General features: G+C 61.3%; 14 protein-coding genes. 10 read left to right on the forward strand and 4 right to left on the reverse strand.

Features of this window, described 5'->3' with window-relative positions; genetic code table 11:
* Positions 1–7 precede the first annotated feature (7 nt).
* The gene (locus tag ACA044_RS27245; RefSeq protein WP_497444075.1) at positions 8–349 is read right to left on the reverse strand and encodes a hypothetical protein; all 342 of its coding nucleotides are present in this window, start codon (positions 347–349) and stop codon (positions 8–10) included.
* 135 nt (positions 350–484) lie between these two features.
* On the opposite strand from ACA044_RS27245, the gene ACA044_RS27250 reads away from it, so the two are divergent.
* From ACA044_RS27250 to ACA044_RS27270, 5 genes are all read left to right on the forward strand, one after another.
* Positions 485–1,087, forward strand: coding sequence for a DUF2796 domain-containing protein (locus ACA044_RS27250; protein ID WP_497444076.1), 603 nt, complete (start codon positions 485–487; stop codon positions 1,085–1,087).
* Positions 1,088–1,251: 164 nt separating this feature from the next.
* Complete coding sequence (locus ACA044_RS27255; protein WP_497444077.1) at positions 1,252–1,962, forward strand: ABC transporter ATP-binding protein; 711 nt, start codon at positions 1,252–1,254, stop codon at positions 1,960–1,962.
* 1 nt (position 1,963) lies between these two features.
* Positions 1,964–3,229, forward strand: a complete 1,266-nt coding sequence (locus tag ACA044_RS27260; protein WP_497444078.1) for an ABC transporter permease — start codon at positions 1,964–1,966, stop codon at positions 3,227–3,229.
* Between the two features lie 11 nt (positions 3,230–3,240).
* The gene (locus ACA044_RS27265; RefSeq protein ID WP_030131348.1) at positions 3,241–3,759 is read left to right on the forward strand and encodes a DUF3299 domain-containing protein; all 519 of its coding nucleotides are present in this window, start codon (positions 3,241–3,243) and stop codon (positions 3,757–3,759) included.
* A 221-nt stretch (positions 3,760–3,980) separates the two neighbouring features.
* Positions 3,981–4,679, forward strand: coding sequence for an OmpW/AlkL family protein (locus ACA044_RS27270; RefSeq protein ID WP_497444079.1), 699 nt, complete (start codon positions 3,981–3,983; stop codon positions 4,677–4,679).
* Between the two features lie 211 nt (positions 4,680–4,890).
* Here the strand turns inward: ACA044_RS27270 and pgnE are convergent, their stop codons facing one another.
* Both pgnE and ACA044_RS27280 read right to left on the reverse strand, forming a co-directional pair.
* The gene (gene pgnE, locus ACA044_RS27275) at positions 4,891–5,820 is read right to left on the reverse strand and encodes a UDP-N-acetylglucosamine epimerase PgnE (RefSeq protein WP_497444080.1); all 930 of its coding nucleotides are present in this window, start codon (positions 5,818–5,820) and stop codon (positions 4,891–4,893) included.
* Positions 5,813–6,697 (reverse strand): sugar nucleotide-binding protein, encoded by an 885-nt coding sequence (locus ACA044_RS27280; RefSeq protein WP_497444081.1) that lies wholly within the window; start codon positions 6,695–6,697, stop codon positions 5,813–5,815. The genes pgnE and ACA044_RS27280 overlap by 8 nt, the downstream gene beginning before the upstream one ends.
* Before the next feature lie 312 nt (positions 6,698–7,009).
* On the opposite strand from ACA044_RS27280, the gene ACA044_RS27285 reads away from it, so the two are divergent.
* Positions 7,010–11,326, forward strand: a complete 4,317-nt coding sequence (locus tag ACA044_RS27285; RefSeq protein ID WP_497444082.1) for an Lhr family helicase — start codon at positions 7,010–7,012, stop codon at positions 11,324–11,326.
* A gap of 133 nt (positions 11,327–11,459) precedes the next feature.
* On the opposite strand, the gene ACA044_RS27290 is transcribed toward ACA044_RS27285, so the two are convergent.
* On the reverse strand, positions 11,460–13,580 hold the full coding sequence (locus ACA044_RS27290; RefSeq protein WP_497444083.1) for a mechanosensitive ion channel family protein: 2,121 nt from the start codon (positions 13,578–13,580) through the stop codon (positions 11,460–11,462).
* 620 nt (positions 13,581–14,200) lie between these two features.
* Here ACA044_RS27290 and ACA044_RS27295 point away from each other — a divergent pair.
* From ACA044_RS27295 to ACA044_RS27310, 4 genes are read left to right on the forward strand one after another with little or no spacing between them, the layout of a single operon-like run.
* Positions 14,201–15,127, forward strand: a complete 927-nt coding sequence (locus ACA044_RS27295; protein ID WP_497444084.1) for a DUF72 domain-containing protein — start codon at positions 14,201–14,203, stop codon at positions 15,125–15,127.
* On the forward strand, positions 15,124–15,921 hold the full coding sequence (locus ACA044_RS27300; protein WP_497444085.1) for an endonuclease/exonuclease/phosphatase family protein: 798 nt from the start codon (positions 15,124–15,126) through the stop codon (positions 15,919–15,921). The genes ACA044_RS27295 and ACA044_RS27300 overlap by 4 nt, the downstream gene beginning before the upstream one ends.
* Entirely contained in the window at positions 15,918–17,204 is a 1,287-nt protein-coding gene (gene clsB / locus ACA044_RS27305; RefSeq protein WP_497444086.1) for a cardiolipin synthase ClsB, read from the forward strand. Before ACA044_RS27300 ends, clsB begins: the two co-directional genes overlap by 4 nt.
* A complete protein-coding gene (locus ACA044_RS27310) occupies positions 17,201–18,187 on the forward strand; it encodes a lysylphosphatidylglycerol synthase domain-containing protein (protein ID WP_497444087.1) in 987 nt (328 codons plus the stop codon). The genes clsB and ACA044_RS27310 overlap by 4 nt, the downstream gene beginning before the upstream one ends.
* The last annotated feature ends 115 nt before the right edge of the window (positions 18,188–18,302 follow it).

The raw sequence follows: 18,302 nt of genomic DNA on the forward strand, positions 1-18,302 counted from the left end.
TCGCGGCTTACTCGCGCCAGATGTAGAGCGGCGTATCCCCGCCGCTCACCACTTTGACGTCTGCGCAGTGGCGCAAGCGCACCAACAAGCGCTTGCCCGCTGCTGCGCTGCCGGTCAGCCCTTCCAGTTGCTCCAGCAAGTCCGGCCCGCTGAGCTGCCCGGCCTTGCGCAGCAGTTCTTTGGCGATCTGCCACAGCGCCTCGTCCTGATTCACCGGTTTGGCAGGCGTAGCACTCGCCTCGGGCTTTGCTGCCTGCAACTGCGCACCAAGCTGTGCCCAGTCGCCCTCATCCAGTTCCAGCGTCAAATCCACCGGCCAGTCGCCGATGCTTCCGCGTATTCGCAACATAAGTCTGCTCCTGCACATACCTGACTCGCATGCTCCCATGGGTCTTGCGCAACGCCAAGCAGACGGTCAAACTCTCGGCACTTTCGTTATAAGATCACATAACAAATTCTTCATTCTACTTTTCGGAGACCCGCCATGCGCCGTCTGCTGCTCGCTTTGCCGTTTGCCTTGTTGCCGCTGGCTGTCGTCCATGCCGCTGTCGAGCATGATCACGATCACGATGAGCACGGCAGTCTCGGCGCCCACGAACATGGCGTAGGTCGTCTGAACGCGGCACTGGACGGCCAGACCCTGGAGCTGGAGCTGGAAAGCCCGGCGATGAACCTGGTGGGTTTCGAACACGCTGCCACCACCGACGCCGACAAGGCCAAGGTCGCCGCCGTCCGTGCCCAGCTGGAAAAACCGCTGGTGCTGTTCAACCTGCCAAAAGCCGCCGGTTGCGTGATTGCGACCCAGGCACTGGAAAGCCCGCTGTTCGGTGACAAGCCAGATGCCGATGATCATGACGAAGATGATCACGAAGACGCCAAGGACGGTCACGAGCATCACCATGACCACAGCGAGATTCACGCCCATTACCAATTCAGCTGCTCGGCCCCCGGCGCGCTGAAAACCCTGGACCTGGCGACTATCTTCAACATATTCCCGGCCACCCAGAAGATTCAGGTACAACTGATCAGCCCGAGCGGGCAACAAGGGGTTGAAGTGACGGCCAAGGCGGCTGCCCTGAAATTCTGATCCGACACCAATCCTGTAGGAGCGAAGCTTGCCCGCGAAAGCGATCTGACAGTCGACATCACTGTTGAATGTAATGGCCTCTTCGCGGGCAAGCCTCGCTCCTACAGGGATCGGTGTTGTATGTGACATTGAGACAAGTACCCCAACCCCATGAAATCGGCGCTATGACCCAAGCACTCATCGAACTGTCCGACCTGGGCTTCAGTTGGCCCGGTCATCCGCCGCTGCTGGACATCCCGGCATTTCGTCTGGAACCAGGTGAAACCCTGTTCCTCAAAGGCCCCAGCGGCAGCGGCAAGACCACCCTGCTGGGCCTGCTCGGCGGCGTGCAAAAGCCTGATCGCGGCAGCATTCGCCTGCTTGGCCAGGAGCTGACCGAACTCTCGGCCGGTGCCCGCGACCACTTCCGGGTCGATCACACCGGCTACATCTTTCAGCAGTTCAATTTGCTGCCGTTCCTCTCGGTGCGCGAGAACGTTGAGCTGCCCTGCCACTTCTCCAAACTGCGTGCCGAACGGGCGAAACAGCGTCACGGCAGTGTCGATCAGGCGGCAGCCACCCTGCTCGCCCACTTGGGTTTGACCGATCAGAACCTGCTCAGTCGCCGCGCCGATTCGCTGTCCATCGGTCAGCAACAACGGGTCGCCGCCGCGCGCGCCTTGATCGGTCAACCGGAACTGGTGATCGCCGACGAACCGACCTCGGCCCTGGACTACGACGCCCGCGAAAACTTCATTCGCCTGCTGTTCGCCGAATGCCGCGAAGCCGGGTCGAGCCTGTTGTTTGTCAGCCATGACCAGAGCCTCGCGCCGCTGTTCGATCGCCACCTGTCGCTGGCCGATCTCAATCGTGCCGCCACCCCGTCCGAGGTCTGAGATGTATTTGTTTCGTCTAGCCATGGCCAGCCTGGCTAACCGTCGCTTCACCGCGATCCTCACTGCGTTCGCCATCGCCCTGTCGGTCTGCCTGTTGCTGGCCGTGGAGCGGGTGCGCACCGAGGCCAAGGCCAGTTTCGCCAGCACCATCAGCGGCACCGACCTGATCGTCGGCGCGCGTTCCGGCTCAGTGAACCTGTTGTTGTATTCGGTGTTCCGCATCGGCAACGCCACCAACAACATCCGTTGGGACAGCTTTGAAAATTTCGCCAACAACCCGAAAGTGAAGTGGGCGATCCCGATGTCCCTGGGTGATTCCCATCGCGGTTATCGCGTGATGGGCACCACTGAGGCGTACTTCGAACATTACCAGTACGGCCATCAACAGCACCTGGAGCTGGCCGACGGCCGCGCCTTCGCCAGCGATCCGTTCGAAGTGGTGCTCGGCGCCGAGGTGGCCGACGCGCTGCATTACAAGCTCGGCGACAAACTGGTGCTGGCCCATGGCGTGGCGGCGATCAGCCTGGTCAAGCACGACGACAAACCGTTCACCGTGGTCGGCATTCTCAAACGCACCGGCACCCCGGTGGACCGCACGCTGCACATCAGCCTCGGCGGGATGGAAGCGATTCACGTCGACTGGCACAACGGCGTGCCGGCGCGCGGTAAAGGCCGGATCAGTGCCGACCAAGCGCGCAACATGGACCTGAAGCCGCAAGCGATCACAGCGTTCATGCTCGGCCTCAACAGCAAGATTTCAACGTTTGCGCTGCAACGGGAGATCAATGAATTCCGTGGCGAGCCGATGCTGGCGATCCTGCCGGGTGTGGCATTGCAAGAGCTGTGGAGTTTGATGAGCACGGCGGAAAAAGCCTTGTTCGTCGTCTCGCTGTTCGTGGTGCTGACCGGGTTGATCGGTATGCTCACGGCGATCCTCACCAGCCTCAATGAACGGCGCCGCGAGATGGCGATTCTGCGCTCGGTCGGCGCTCGGCCGTGGCACATCGCGACCTTGCTGGTGCTGGAAGCCTTTGCCCTGGCGTTGTCCGGAGTGATTGCCGGTGTGGCGTTGCTGTATGTGTGCATTGCCGCAGCTCAGGGTTACGTGCAGGCGAATTACGGCTTGTACCTGCCGCTGGCCTGGCCGAGTGAATATGAATGGGCGTTGCTCGGTGGCATCCTGATCGCCGCGCTGCTGATGGGCTGCGTGCCAGCCTGGCGTGCGTATCGCCAATCGTTGGCCGATGGCCTGTCGATACGACTATGAGGACGTTAATGATGCCCCGCGCTCTGCTTGCTCTGTTGATGCTGGTCGCCCTGCCGCTGTGGGCGGCCGAGCCGAAAGACCTGACCTGGTCGGAAATGATCCCGCCAGATGCGGCGCCAGAAGTGCCGAACATGACGCCGCTGCACGATCTGTCGAAGATGAGCGACGCGTTGTCCGCGGAGTCGGCCCCAGCGGCCAAGCAGGACATGCCGAACGCCCCGGTGGTGAAGAGCCTCGACGGCAAGAATATTCGTTTACCGGGGTACATCGTGCCGCTGGAAGTCAGTGAAGAAGGCCGCACCACGGAGTTTCTGCTGGTGCCGTATTTCGGCGCCTGCATTCACGTACCGCCTCCTCCGTCGAACCAGATCGTGCATGTCAAAAGTGAAGTCGGCGTGAAGCTGGATGAGCTGTATCAGCCGTACTGGATTGAAGGTGCGTTGCAGGTCAAGGCGTCCACCAGCGAGTTGGCGGATGCCGGGTATCAGATGGAGGCGGACAAGATTTATGTGTATGAACTGCCGGAGTGAATCCGGTGGTTTTGTTTGGGTAGTGAGGACGCCTTCGCGGGCAAGCGTCGCTCTACAGGTCATGCGTAGCCCCTGTAGGAGCGAGGCTTGCCCGCGAAGAGGCCATCAAAGATTCCACCAAAACCCGCCCATCACTGTTTTATTGAGCTGAGTCAAAAGACCATATCAGTTGGATCCCTACCATTGGACATCGAACATTTTTAACATCCTTTGGAGCCCCCATGCACAAGTCCTTGCTCTGCGCTTCGCTATTCGCCCTCGCGCTCGCAGCCCCGCTCGCCCATGCTCACACCGCCGGTGACATCATCGTTCGGGCCGGTGCGATCACCGTCAACCCGGATGCCGACAGCTCCAGCGTCAAGGTCGATCAAGGCCCGCTGAAGGGCGCCGATCTGGGTGGCAAGGCCACCATGAGCAGCGACACACAACTGGGCCTGAACTTCGCCTACATGATCACCAATAACCTGGGGATCGAATTGCTCGCAGCCTCGCCGTTCGAGCATGACGTGAAGCTCAAAGGCACCGCCCTCGGCGCCGCCAACGGCAAACTCGGCACCCTGAAACACCTGCCGCCAACCCTGAGCCTGGTCTACTACCCGCTGGACGCCAAGTCCGCGTTCCAGCCATACATCGGCGGCGGTATCAACTACACCTGGATCTACGACGAGCACGTCGGCAGCGAAGCCAGCGCCAACGGTTTCAGCAACTTCAAGGCGAAAAACTCCTGGGGCCTGGCCTGGCAGGTCGGTGCTGACTACATGCTGACCGACAACGTAATGATCAATGCGCAGGTGCGCTACATTGACATCGACACCACCGCGACCGTGGAAAACAACGCCGTCGCGCCGGGCACCCGGGCCAAGGTCGACGTTGATGTGGACCCGTTCATTTACATGGTTGGTTTGGGTTACAAGTTTTAAGTAACCCATCTGGCGAAGGATATCCTGTGGCGAGGGGGCTTGCCCCCGTTCGACTGCGCAGCAGGCGCCATCCAGTCGATGAGGACTGTCAGGCGAAATGTGCTGGGGCTGCTTCGCAACCCAACGGGGGCAAGCCCCCTCGCCACAGGGAACTGCATTGGTCATGAAAAAGGCGCCTTCAAAGGCGCCTTTTTCATGGCTGTGTAAAACCTCAGTGCCCCAACAACCGAGCCAGGCCAACACTCATCGGCGTCTGCTCCGGATAGGTAAACTGCTCCAGTAAACGCCGGTTGTTCGCTCGTGAATGACGGATATCACCGGAACGCGCCGGGCCGTAGCTCACGGGCGGCAGCTTGCCCACCACCGCTTCAAGGGCTGCAAGCATTTGCTTGAGGGTCGTGGCCTGATTCCAGCCGACATTCACCGCGCCGACCTCGACCTGCGGCTTCTCGATGGCTTGCACCAACACGTCCACCAAGTCCTCGACATACACAAAATCACGAGTCTGCTCGCCGTCGCCAAACACCGTGATCGGCAGGCCTTTCTGTGCGCGCTCGCTGAAAATGCTGATCACCCCGGAATAGGGCGAGGACGGATCCTGGCGCGGGCCGAAGATGTTGAAAAAGCGGAAAATCACCGGTTCCAGATCATGCTGGCGACGATAGAAATCGAAGTAATGCTCGCTCGCCAACTTGTCTGCCGCGTATGGCGTCAACGGTGCCTTGGGCGTGTCTTCGTCGATCGACTCGCCTTCGCCATTGTTGCCATAGACCGCTGCGCTGGACGCGTACAGCACCCGTTTGACGCCGGCCTGACGCATGGCTTCGCAGACATTCAGCGAGCCGATGAAATTACTCTGATGCGTCTTCACCGGGTCATCCACCGAAGCCTGCACTGAAGCCACCGCCGCCAGGTGCGCCACAGCGCTGCAACCGACCATCGCCTGCGCCACCAGTGCGGCATCGGCGACGTCGCCCACGATCAGTTCAACGAGGGGGTTGTCCAGCGGCAGGTTGCTGCGTTTGCCGGTGGAGAGGTCATCGAGAATACGCACCGAATGCCCTTTGGCGAGCAAGGCGTCAGTCAGGTGCGAGCCGATGAAACCGGCGCCGCCGGTGATTAAAACAGGGCCGTCAGCCATGGCGATAAAACCTATCCAGTAAGCCCGGGAGTGCCGCGCGCCAGGCGCGGGGCTTGATCCCGAAAGTGTGCAGAATTTTCTTGCAGGCCAGCACCGCGTGTTGCGGTTCTTCGGCGGCGTCGGGCCGCGCGGCGTGAGCCTGGGCGGTCGGTGCTTCGATGGCCAGCGGGTGCAGGGCGCGTGCTTCGGTGAGGATCGCCTGCCCCAGTGCCAGCGGCGTGGTCGCCTCATGCCCGGCGTAGTGGTAGGTGCCCCATAGCGGCGCCGCGCAATCGAGTTGTTTGAGCACCGAAATGATCACCCGGGCAGCATCGTCCACCGGCGTCGGATTACCGCGACGATCATCAGCCATCAGCAGCTCCTCCGCTTTCTCGGCCCGCCCCAGGAATCGCCCGAGGGTGCCGTCGGGGCTGTCATCGAGCAGCCAGCCGAAACGCAGCAGCACGTGCTGCGGACAGGTGGCGCGCACGCTTTGCTCGATTCGCCACAAGGCCTGACCGCGCAGGCCCAGCGGGACCGGTTCGTCTTTTTCGCTGTAGGCGGTCGCCCGGGAGCCATCGAACACGCGATAACTCGACGGTTGCAGCAGAACGATGTTGTGATGCTGGCACAGCTCGGCCAGCCGCTCGATGGCTCGCTCCTGCCCGGCCAGACGCGGCTCGCTGACGGCCTCCGCCTGGAACCAGTCGAAGTAGTAGGCGAGATTGATCAACGCATCCGGACGGGTATCGTCGAGCAGTTGCGTCAGGCTTGCGGCGTCCCAGCCGTCTTGTGGTGGGCGGGGGGCGAGGAAACCGATGTCTTCCTCCGCACCGAGGCGAATCAGCGCCTGCCCAAGGGCATTTCCGCCGCCCAGTAACATAAGGCGCATTCGCATAGAGTCAGCAGGCCCAGTCTGATTGGAACGATGGCTTTATCGACAGCGCCCGCAGGCGATGTCCTCGATAGTTGCCGGAATCGTTGCATTTTGCGGGTTTAGTGCGCAACCGTCATCCGTAAAGTGTAGTTCCCAGGGATTTGTGGTGCTTGTGAGGGCCTCTTCGCGGGCAAGCCTCGCTCCTACAGGTTTTATCGTGATCAACACATATTCCGTGTAGGAGCGAGGCTTGCCCGCGAAGAGGCCCTCAGCACCGACACAGATCCTGAGCGGTACTTGCAACTTCCCGCCCCCGCCCGCATAAATTACTCCATGAATCTGCCCATCCCCACGGACGCTGCCCTGGCAGGCTTTCACCCCGCCGTCAGCGCCTGGTTCAGCAATACCTTCGCGACGGCCACCGCCGCCCAGGCCCGGGCGTGGCCGTTGATCCGCCAGCACCGTTCGACCCTGATTGCCGCGCCCACTGGCTCCGGCAAGACCCTCACCGCGTTTCTGGCCGTGCTCGACGATCTGGTCCATCGCGGCCTGGAGAACCCGGACGGCCTGCCGAACGCAACCCTGGTGGTTTACGTTTCGCCGCTCAAAGCCCTGTCCAACGACATCCAGATCAACCTGCAAAACCCGCTGGCCGGCATCACCGAGCAGTTGCGCGTGATGGGCCTGCCCGACGTGCCGATCAGCACTGCCGTGCGCACCGGCGATACGCCGCAAAAAGACCGTTCGGCCATGCGCAAAACCGCGCCGCACATTCTGGTGACCACCCCGGAATCCCTTTATGTGTTGCTCGGCTCCGACTCTGGCCGGCAAATGCTCCGCACCACGCGCACGGTGATCGTCGACGAAATCCACGCCATCGCCGCCAGCAAACGCGGCAGCCACCTGGCCCTGAGCCTGGAGCGTTTGCAGGCGCTCTGCTCGCAACCGCTGGTGCGTATCGGCCTGTCCGCCACACAAAAACCCATCGAAGCGGTGTCGCGTTTTTTGGTCGGCCGTGATCGCGACTGCGACATCATCGACATCGGACACGCCCGCCCACGGGATCTCGATATAGAGGTGCCGCCAGTGCCGTTGTCGGCGGTGATGGCCAATGACGTCTGGGAACTGGTCTATGACCGACTCGCCGCCCTCGCCCGTGAACACCGGACCACGCTGATTTTCGTCAACACCCGGCGCCTGGCCGAACGCCTGAGCCGACACTTGAGCGAACGCCTCGGCAAAGAGGCCGTTGCCGCCCACCATGGCAGCTTGGCCAAGGAATTTCGCCTGGACGCCGAACAACGGCTCAAGCGCGGCGAGCTGCAAGTGCTGATCGCCACTGCTTCGCTGGAATTGGGTATCGACATCGGCGACGTCGACCTGGTGTGCCAGATCGCTTCGCCACGCTCGATTGCCGGGTTTCTGCAACGGGTCGGCCGCTCCGGGCACCAGGTCGGCGGCACGCCCAAAGGCCGGTTGTTCGCCACCACCCGCGACGACCTGATCGAATGCGCCGCCCTGCTCGACTGCGTACGCCGTGGCGAACTCGACACGTTGCTGATCCCCGAAGCACCGCTGGACGTCTTGGCCCAGCAGATCATCGCGGAAGTCAGCTGCCAGGAATGGCAGGAGCAGGCGCTGTTGGAGATGCTGCGTAAAGCCTCGCCCTATGCCGAACTCGACGAAAAACATTACCAGGCACTGCTGCAAATGCTCGCCGAAGGCTACAACGGTCGCCAGGGCATTCGCAGCGCTTACCTGCACCGGGACGCCGTAAGCCGCACCTTGCGCGGCCGCCGGGGTGCCAAGCTGACCGCCGTGACCAGCGGCGGGACGATTCCGGACAACGCTGACTACAGCGTTTTGTTAGAGCCTCAAGGGCTGAACATCGGCAGCGTCAACGAAGACTTCGCGGTGGAAAGTATCGCTGGGGATATCTTTCAGCTGGGCAATACGTCGTATCGGATTCTGCGGGTCCAAACCGGCAAGGTCCGGGTCGAAGACGCTCAGGGTCAGCCGCCGACCATTCCGTTCTGGCTCGGTGAAGCACCCGGTCGCAGCGATGAACTGTCGTTCGCTGTGGCACGCCTGCAAGCGCAACTCGATGAACGGCTCGGCACCACGCCCGGCAATCTGCAGCCGGCCCTCGACTGGCTGACCGACACCCTCGGCCTGAACCTCGCCAGCGCCGAGCAATTGGTCGACTACCTGGCCCGGGCACGCCAGACCCTCGGGGCCTTGCCGTCGCAAGACACGCTGCTGATGGAGCGGTTTTTCGACGAGTCCGGCGGTACACAGCTGATCATCCACTCGCCGTTCGGCAGCCGCATCAATCGCGCCTGGGGCCTGGCCTTGCGCAAGCGTTTCTGCCGCACGTTCAACTTCGAATTGCAGGCCGCCGCCAGCGAGGACGCCATCGTGCTGTCGCTGTCCACCAGCCACAGCTTTGAGCTGGACGACGTCTGGCGCTACCTGCACAGCAACAGCGCCGAACATACCCTGACTCAAGCGGTGCTCGAGGCCCCGCTGTTCGGCGTGCGCTGGCGCTGGAATGCCGGGGTCGCCCTGGCGCTGCCACGCTACAGCGGCGGACGCAAAGTACCGCCGCAGATCCAGCGGATGAAAAGCGAAGACCTGATCGCCAGTGTGTTTCCCGATCAGATCGCCTGCGTGGAAAACCTCGCCGGCGAGCGCGAGATTCCCGACCATCCGCTGGTGGAACAAACCCTCGCCGACTGCCTGCACGAGGCCATGGACAGCGAAGGCTGGCTGGCATTGTTGCGGCGCATGGAACAGGGCGACATCCGCCTGATCAGCCGCGACCTGCCGGCGCCCTCACCACTGGCGGCGGAGATTCTCAGCGCCCGCCCCTACACCTTCCTCGACGATGCGCCACTGGAAGAGCGCCGCACTCAGGCGGTGCTCAACCGTCGCTGGAGCGATCCGCAGTCCACCGACGACCTCGGTGCCCTGGACGCCGAGGCGATTGCCGCGGTGCGTGACGAAGCCTGGCCAGCCCCCACTGGCATCGATGAAATGCATGAGGCCTTGATGAGCCTGGCGTGCATTGCCGATACCGAGGCCCAGGCCAACCCGAACTGGCTCGATTGGCTGAACACCCTGGCCGACAGTGGCCGCGCCAGCCGTTTGCAAATCAACGCCGAGCAATCGCTGTGGTTGGCACTGGAGCGACTGACCTGCCTGCGGGCGATTTATCCACAGGCCACATTGTTTCCACCGCTGGAGGCGTTGCCCGGTTTCGATGAATCCTGGGAGCCAGACGAAGCGATGCTGGAAGTGATCCGCGCGCGGCTCAGCGCATTTGGTCCGTTGCCGCTGCAGGCGATTGCCGAACCGCTTGGATTACCGGCGATTCAAGTCACTCAGGCCCTGGCTCAACTGGAGCGCGAAGGTTATGTGCTGCGCGGGCAATTCAGCCCTGGCGCCCGTGAAGAACAATGGTGTGAACGGCATTTGCTGGCGCGGATTCATCGCTACACGGTCAAACGACTGCGAAGGGAAATCGAGCCGGTGGCGTTGCAGGACTTCATGCGTTTTCTGTTCGACTGGCAGCACCTGTCCGCCGCGAGCCAAGGCCAGGGCCGCGCGGTGTTGCCGGCAATCATCAGCCAGCTCGAAGGCTACCCCGCCGCCGCGTCGGCGTGGGACAGCGACATTCTGCCGGCGCGGCTCAAAGACTATTCGGCGACCTGGCTGGATGAGTTATGCCGCAGCGGCAAACTGGTCTGGACCCGCCTCACCGCGCGCAACAAGAGCGCCGGCACGGCATTGCGCAGCACGCCGATTCTGCTGCTGCCACGTAGCCAGGTCGGGTTGTGGAGCAGTTTGACCGAGCAGACGCCGGTCAGCGAACTGTCGCCCAAAACACAAAAAGTCCATGAAGCGCTCAGCCAACATGGGGCGCTGTTTTTCGATGAACTGATTCACGAAGCCCATCTGCTGCGCTCGGAACTGGAAATCGCCTTGCAGGAACTGGTGGGGGCCGGATTGGTAAATGCCGACAGCTTCGCCGGCCTGCGAGCGCTGATTACCCCGGCCAGCAAACGCCAGAATCGCAGCAGCCGACGCGGGCGCGGAGCGTTTGTCGGCGGGATGGACGACGCCGGACGCTGGGCATTGTTGCGCCGCGGTGCTGCCGCGCCGGTTGTGGATAACCGACGCTCGGCGCTCACCCCCAGCGATACCCTTGAACACATCGCCATGACCTTGCTACGCCGTTATGGCGTGGTGTTCTGGCGCTTGCTGGAGCGTGAAGCGGATTGGTTGCCGAGTTGGCGGGAATTGCTGCGCACGTTCCATCGGCTGGAGGCCCGGGGGCAGATTCGCGGCGGGCGGTTTGTCAGTGGCCTGGCCGGTGAGCAATTTGCGTTGCCTGAGGCGATTCCGTTGCTGCGTGAAGTCAGGCGGCGCGCCCATGACGCAAGTCTGATCGCGGTGTGCGGGGTGGATCCGCTGAACCTTGCCGGCACCCTGTTGCCGGGGGCGAAAGTGCCGGCGGTGGCGAGTAATCGACTGGTGTATCGCGACGGTTTGCCGGTCGCCGCCGAGATCGCCGGCAAGCAGCATTTCTGGCTGGAGCTGGATCAGCAGGCCAGTGCCGAGGTGCGTAGTAAATTGATCCGGCATTGATGTTGGTTGGCCTGGCGCCTTCGCGAGCAAGCCCGCTCCCACTGGGATCTCCTGTGTACTCACATTTTGTGACCGACACTGTTCAACTGTGGGAGCGGGCTTGCTCGCGAAGAGGTCATCACAGCCAACAAGATCATTGGGTACGCGGCTGACCCGGCAACAACACCGGCGAATCCTCCAGCGTCGGCCTATCATCTTCCGGCTCATCCACGTGCCTTTTGGGGATCAATACCTGCTGTGGATAAGTCTGCGCGAAATGCACCCATGGACTGTTATCCACAAGCTTTTTCAAACGCTGATTGAACGCTCGGCTCACAGCATATTGCCCACCCGCCACGGTACGAAACTGCGCCGTCAATACCACGCCGTTAAGGTCCATTTTGTCGACACCGAACACATCCAGCGGCCCTTGCAGGTTGTACTTGAGAAACGCATCGTCACGAATCGAATCCCCGGCCTCGCGGATCAGTTCTATGGCCTTGTCGACATCAGTGTCGTAGGTGAACTGCACCGAGAAAAATGCAAATGCAAACTGCCGCGATTGATTGGTCACGGCCTTGATCTGGCCGAACGGCACCGAGTGCACAAAGCCCTTACCGTCGCGCAAGCGCAGAGTGCGGATGGTCAAACCCTCGACGGTGCCGGCGTGGCCGGAATCGAGCACCACCCAATCACCGATCGACAAAGTGTCTTCGATGATGATGAACAATCCGGTGATCACGTCCTGCACCAGTTGCTGGGAGCCGAAACCAATCGCCAGACCGACCACCCCGGCACCGGCCAGCAGTGGCGCGACGTTGATCCCCAGATTGGCCATGGTGGTGATCGCGCAAATCACCACCAGGATGATTTTGATCGCGTTGCGCAGCAGCGGCAGGATGGTTTTAACCCGCGTGCTCGGCTGGCGCACCGAGCGCTTGTTGACCGGTGGTTTCAAGGCTTCCTGAATCGCGGTGTCGAGCACCACCCAGAGCAGCCACGTCACCAGAAAGATCATGCCGATACTGCTTAACGAATTACTGATCGCTCGGCCCACAGAGTTGCGTTCAGCAAACTCGAACAGCGACACGCCCCAGATTCGCCCGAGGATTTCGATGAACGCCACGGCCATGACGATCCGCAGCAAAGCGTGAAGCAAGCTGAGAAAACGCTCCTTGTAAGCACTGCTGCGCTGGATCGCTTCGGCCCTGCGCGATTTGAACAAGTGCTGGAAAATCGTGCTGAGAAACACCATCGCGATCAGCAGCACGGTGGTGAATAACGCACAGCGCAGTGCCTTTTGGTTGTCTTCGCCAACGCCAATCAGGTTGATCGCCGAGACCAGCACCATCAGCAGAATCGGCCAGTACCAAAGCCCGGAAAAGATTCGCAGGGACTCCTGCAATGAGGGCTGTTTGAGGCGCTGGGCCAATGGGCGGTTACGGATCAGATGCGCCACCGGACGACGCAGGCGAATCACCAGCAAACCGAAGATGATCGACGCGAACAGCCCAGTGAAGACCGCGATGCTGCTGGTGATGTTGCCGCCCAATTGCCGGGCGATCTGCGGGCTGGTCAAGGCATCGCTCAGCGCCGCGAGGAAGCCAATCATGAACAGCGGTCTGGGGCAGTAGTCACGGATAATCTGCACCGCCGGGCGCTTGTGGCCCGTATTGAACATGACGATTACGCAGAGCAACATCGAGGTCGAGAAAATGCCGCTGCTGGTGGCGTAGGCGAAACACAGCGCCAGGGCGCGACCAACCGAAGATTGCAGGAAATGGCTGACGTAGAGGGTCAGCGGCAGACAGATCACGGCGGGCAAGGTGAAAGGCATCAAATACTTGAGGAGGTCCTGGCTGCGCTGGCGCGTTCGCAACCAACGGCCCAGGTTCAAATGCCTGGCCAGAATGCCGCCGAGTACCGTGAGCAAGGCAAACGTGCCGAGCCATACACCGGACAACAACAGGAAGTGAGCGGCCACACCCCAAGAAGAACGGGACGATGGCTGATTCACCAGTTTGTCCACTTCATCCGCCGCCCGATCGGCGCGCAGACGCCAGGCATCCACCAGATTTTGGTTGAGATCGAGTTTGGCCTGAACATCGTCGATGCTGGAGCTGATGGCCCCCAGCAGGCCGCCCTGGACCAACGGCTCAGCCTTGGCGGGCTCTTCGACTGCAGCGGGAACGCCTGGCAACGTGGCAGCTTCCAGTTCGTTGCTGCCCGCGAACAGCAACGCCCCCAGTAGTATCGCGGTCTTGAACTTGAACAAAACGCGGAGCTCCTTCAGAAGGGTCTGTAAGGAACTGATTGGTAAATGGCGGCCAAGTTCGGTTTTGGACATCAGATATCGAGCACTACAGATACTTGTGGCGAGGGGGCTTGCCCCCGTTCGGCTGCGAAGCAGTCGTAAATCCAGCATATACGGTGGGTCTGAAGGAACTCGGTCGGCAGGTTTTAGGGCCGCTTCGCAGCCCAACGGGGGCAAGCCCCCTCGCCACAGGGTCCCATTCGCCGTTCGATATTTGACCAGCACGCAAATATCAAATGCCCATCCCTATATTTTTCCGCACGACCCAAACCCCGACACTGCTCGCCATCAATCAATCCCACCCAAGAGTCGCGTGTATGCCGAACCGGCTGAGGATTCGGCCCGTATCGTCGCCGGTCACTGATGGACACCCTGTGGGAGCGGGCTTGCTCGCGAAAGCTGCGGCACATCCAGCATTGATGTGACTGACACACCGCCTTCGCGAGCAAGCCCGCTCCCACATTTGATTTGTGGTGTTTTGGCGAGTTTTTACCGTCCGTAGCCCCGTCGAAACTTTCTCGCACGCCCGGCAGTCATCAAAAGACAGAGGCTGTCCGAGGGCTACATAGACGGGAGGCGACATGGCGGCGATTCATATTGGTATTTCAGGCTGGCGCTACACGCCTTGGCGGGGGGAGTTCTACCCGAAGGGGCTGACCCAGAAGCGCGAATTGCAATTCGCTTCACGGGCGGTCAACAGCATCGAAATCAATGGATCGTTTTACGCCCTGCAACGGCCCGAACGTTATGCCCAGTGGTACACCGAAACCCCGGCGGGCTTCGTGTTCAGCGTCAAGGCGCCGCGCTTCATCACCCACATCAAGCGCCTGCGGGACATCCATAAACCGCTGGCGAATTTTTTCGCCTCCGGGTTGCTGGAACTCAGGGAAAAACTCGGCCCGATCCTCTGGCAGTTTCCGCCCAGCTTCAAATTCGATCCCGAGTTGTTCGAAAGCTTTCTCGAACAATTACCCCACGACACGGAACAGGCCGCCGCCCTCGCCCGCCAGCATGAGCCGCGCTTGAACGGTCACGCCAGTATGAAGGCCTACGGCAAAAAACCGCTGCGCCATGCCGTGGAAATTCGCCACGAAAGCTTTGTTGATCCCGCCTTTATCCGCCTGCTCAAACGCTACAACACCGCGCTGGTCATTGCCGACACCGCCGGCAAATGGCCGTACCGCGAAGACCTCACCAGCGATTTCGTCTACCTGCGCCTGCACGGTGCCGAAGAACTCTACGCCAGCGGTTACACCCCGCAAGCGCTGAAACGCTGGGGCGACCGGATCGAGGCCTGGTATCACGGCCAGCAGCCGGCAGACCCGCAATTGATCGCGCCCCGGCAAAAACCCAAGACACGCAAATCCCGGGAAGTGTTCTGCTATTTCGATAACGACATCAAAGTCCGTGCGCCCTTCGATGCCCGCCGCCTGCTTGAGCATTTCCATCTCGATAAAGACCTCGTCACCGCTCCCGGAGAGCCGGCTGCCGAAGGGGTGCTGCCATGAGCATTCCCGAACCCGTCGGCACGACGGATGAACAGCAGCCAATCATCAGTGCCGTGAGCCGTTTCACCGTGCTGACGGTCAACACCCACAAGGGTTTCACCGCGCTCAATCGGCGCTTCATCCTGCCCGAGTTGCGTGAAGCGGTGCGCAGTGTGTCCGCCGACGTGGTGTTTTTGCAGGAGGTCCACGGCACCCACGAGCATCACCCCCAGCGCTACAACAACTGGCCGGCGATGCCCCAATACGAATTCCTTGCCGATACCCTGTGGCCGCAATTTGCCTACGGGCGCAACGCGGTCTACCCCGCGGGCGATCACGGCAATGCGCTGTTGTCGAAATTCCAGATCATTCGCCACGACAACCTCGACGTGTCCTTCCGCGGCCATGAAAACCGTGGAATCCTGCATTGCGTGCTACGGATGCCCGGTGATGACCGGGAAGTCCATGCCATTTGCGTCCATCTGGGGCTTCGCGAAAGTCACCGCACGGCACAACTCCAGCTGCTGACCCAACGTATGGAAGAGTTGCCGCAGGATGCTCCGGTGGTGGTCGCCGGCGACTTCAATGACTGGCGCCTGCGCGCCGATGCGCTGCTCAAGCCTTGCGGTTTGCGTGAAGTCTTCGCGCAGCTGCATGGCAAACCGGCGCGCAGTTTCCCGGCGCGTCTGCCGGCGTTACGCCTGGACCGCATCTACGTGCGCAACCTCAAGGCCAGCCATCCGCAAGTACTGGCGGCACGGCCCTGGTCACACCTTTCCGACCATGCACCGCTATCGGTGGAGATCGAGCTATGACCGGCCCATTGATGGAAAAAACCACGATCGAACACGTTTCCCCACCTCCGCCCGTGCGTGAGCCGGCGGTCGTTGGCGTCGAATACGGCTGGCACGGTAATAACCGGGTCCAATTGCTGGAGAACGGCGAGGAATACTTTCCACGGGTGTTTGAAGCGCTGCGCCAGGCCCAGAGTGAAATCCTGCTGGAGACCTTCATTGTGTTCGAGGACAAGGTCGGCAATGAGCTGCAAAAAATCCTGATTGAAGCGGCTCAACGCGGCGTACGCATCGCCGTCAGCCTCGACGGTTTTGGTTGTGGCGAACTGAGTACGGAGTTCCTCGCCGCCCTGAGCAATGCAGGTGTGCGCCTGCAAATATTCGACCCCGCTCCGCGTCATCTGGGCATCCGCACCAACTGGTTCCGCCGCCTGCACCGCAAGATTGTGGTGGTCGACGGGACGATTGCGTTCCTCGGCGGAATCAACTTTTCCGCCGACCATTTGGCCGACTTCGGCCCCGAGGCCAAACAGGATTATTCGGTTGAAGTGCAAGGCCCGGCGGTGGCCGATATTCATCATTTCGCCTTGCTGCAAAGCGGTCGCCCGGCCCGGGCCAAGTACTGGTGGCAACGCCGCAGACAGAGACGCGCGGAACTGGCGGTCAGCGATCATGATGGTCAGGTACGGCTGGTGTATCGCGATAATGGCGAACACCCGGGCGATATCGAAGAGGTGTACTTGCAGGTCGTGCGCAGTGCCCGACGTCGCGTGGTGATCGCCAACGCCTACTTCTTTCCAGGCTATCGGCTGCTGCGGGAGATCCGCAATGCGGCGCGCCGAGGGGTCGAGGTGCGCCTGATTCTTCAGGGGCAGCCGGATTTGCGAGTGGCCAGGCTCGCCGCACGCATGACCTATGACTATCTGCTGCGGGCCGGGGTAGCGATTTACGAATATTGCGACCGTCCCCTGCATGGCAAAGTCGCCCTGGTCGACGAGGACTGGAGTACCGTCGGCTCAAGTAACCTCGACCCGCTGAGCCTGTCCCTGAACCTGGAGGCCAATGTGTTGATCCGCGACCGAGCCTTCAACCGCGACCTGTTCGAGCGTCTCGACGAGTTGAGCAGCAACCACTGCAAGATCATGTCGACGGACAAAGCGCCTCGCGGACGGGTCTGGCACATGACCATCGGCTTTCTGGTGTTTCACTTCCTGCGGCATTTCCCGGCGTGGGCCGGTTGGCTGCCGGCGCATAAACCGCGCCTGAAACCCTTCATCCATCCGACCGGGAGCGATAAGGCATGAGCCATTCTGATGCGCAGCCTGCCCCTCACTCCGACACGCCGCGAAAATCCCACTGGCACCGCTGGAAAAAGCCTCTGACGATGCTGTTTTTTCTGGCGTTGATCGTACTGTTCACGATGCTCGCCCAACGCATCGAATGGGGCGAAGTGTTCGATACCCTGGCCGACTTCAAAGTGCGCACACTGATCATCGCGTCCGGGGTGACGCTGATGAGTTTTCTGGTGTACGCCTGTTTCGACCTGATCGGCCGCACCTACATCCGACAGGACCTGACCTGGCGACAGATCCTGCCGGTGGGGATCATCAGCTATGCCTTCAACCTTAACCTGAGCGCCTGGGTCGGCGGCGTCGCCATGCGTTATCGGCTGTATTCGCGGCTCGGGGTGAGCAAAAGTAACATCGCGAAAATCCTTGGACTGAGCCTGGCGACCAACTGGTTCGGCTACATGGTGATTGCCGGCACAGTGTTCAGCAGCGGACTGGTAAGGATGCCGCCAGGCTGGACGCTGAGCAGCGGTGCCCTGCAAGGCGTGGGCGCGTTGTTGCTGCTGTTGAGCGCGGGATATCTGGCGGCCTGTCGGTTTTCCAGGCGGCGGGAGTGGTCGATTCGCGGCGTGGAAATCAACCTGCCGTCGCTGCACATGGCGGTCCTGCAACTGGCCCTCGGCGCGCTGAACTGGTCGCTGATGGCGGCGGTGATCTTCACCCTGTTGCCGAGCAAACTGGACTATCCGCTGGTGCTTGGCGTATTGCTGATCAGCGCCATTGCCGGGGTCATCACCCACATTCCGGCCGGGCTCGGCGTGCTGGAGGCGGTGTTCGTGGCGCTGCTGCAACACGAGGCCTCGCGGGGAAGTCTGGTGGCGGGGTTGCTCGCTTATCGGGCGATCTATTTCCTCCTGCCGCTGCTGATTACCGTGGTGATGTATCTGGTGGTGGAGGCCAAGGCCAAGTCGTTGCGAATTTCGAAAACACCGGGGTGAGTGGTGGCGTTCGGGATGACGCTTTCGCGGGCAAGCCTCGCTCCTACATTTGATCCGCGCTGCCTGTCTGAACGCGGATTAATGTGGGAGCGAGCCTGCTCTCGATTGATCGCAA

It is taken from the genome of Pseudomonas sp. LBUM1673 (assembly GCF_059695645.1).